Genomic DNA, 1,211 nt, shown 5'->3' with positions numbered 1-1,211 from the left:
AGATAGCGCGCCAGATCGCCGGTCTTGTACAGCCGGTCGCCTTCCACAAAGGGACTGGCGATGAACCGCTCTGCGGTCAGATCCGGCCGGTTCAGGTAGCCGCGCGCCACCCCCGCCCCGCCAATGTAAAGCTCTCCCACCGCGCCAAACGGGACGGGCGCGCCATGACCGTCAAGCAGATACACCCGCGTGTTCGCAATCGGGCGGCCGATCGTCTCAACGATAGCCTCTCCCCTTCGCATGCACATCCAGGTCGAGTACGTCGTAGTTTCGGAAGGCGCGTACAGATTACAAATCTTCTGGACCCGACTGCTCGCGAAGATCTTCTCGATCAGTTCCGCCGTCAGCCACTCGCCCGCCAAATTGACGACGCTGGTCGAAGCCGGCACTGCTTTCCTGTCGACCAGAGCGGCGATCGCCGAAGGCACTGTGTTGATCAAGGAGACATCCGAGGACCTCTCGGCCAGCGCCAGCGCATTCTCGACGAGATACAGCGTGCTTCCTTGCGACAGCGGAACGAAGCATTCATAGATGGACAGATCAAAACTGATCGAGGTCGAACACAGCATGCGGCTGATCTCTGACCGCGTGAAGACTCCGCTGCTCCAATGCAGCAGGTTCACCGTGCTCGCATGCTCGATCATGACGCCCTTGGGCGTCCCGGTTGAGCCGGAGGTGTGGATCACATAGGCGAGATGGCGCGAGGTCAGCCCAAGCGCACGCGGGTCCGGATCCGACGCCGGCAGATTTGCCCACGCCGGCATGGCCGTCTCCAGATCCACCACGCTCACATCGGCTAGCGCATCGTCGCCCAGCGCCGATCGCCCCGCCGCATCGGCCAGCAACAGGTGGGGCGCCGCATCCTCCAGCACCTGGTGCAGCCGCGCCGACGGATAGGCCGGGTCCAGCGGCAGATAGGCGCCCCCCGCCTTGAGGATCGCCAAAAGCCCGACCACCATCGCCACGCTGCGCGCAACGCAGATCGCCACCGGCTGATCCGGCTTCACCCCGAGCCCGATCAGATGATGCGCCAGCTGGTTGGCGTGCGCATTGAGCTCGCCATAGCTGACGCGCTGGTCCTGANAGACCACCGCCACCGCGTCCGGCGCACGGCGAACCTGTGCCTCGAACAGCTCATGGATGCACACGTCCGACGGATAGGCCGATGCCGTCCGGTTCAGCTCCTCCAGCAGATACGCGCGCTCGGCGGG

General features: G+C 64.4%; 1 protein-coding gene. It reads right to left on the bottom strand.

Going from position 1 to position 1,211, the window contains the following annotated elements; genetic code table 11:
- Positions 1-1,091, bottom strand: a 1,091-nt coding sequence (locus tag YU9_RS44095; protein ID WP_245266734.1) for an amino acid adenylation domain-containing protein, incomplete at its 3' end; no start/stop codon positions are given.
- Between the last annotated feature and the right edge of the window lie 120 nt (positions 1,092-1,211).

Origin of the sequence: Bradyrhizobium sp. WSM1743 (genome assembly GCF_000473065.1) — a bacterium.
Classification (GTDB): Bacteria; Pseudomonadota; Alphaproteobacteria; order Rhizobiales; family Xanthobacteraceae; genus Bradyrhizobium.
The sequence above is the reverse complement of the archived record's forward strand: the minus strand, read 5'-3'. Positions and strand labels throughout refer to the sequence as shown.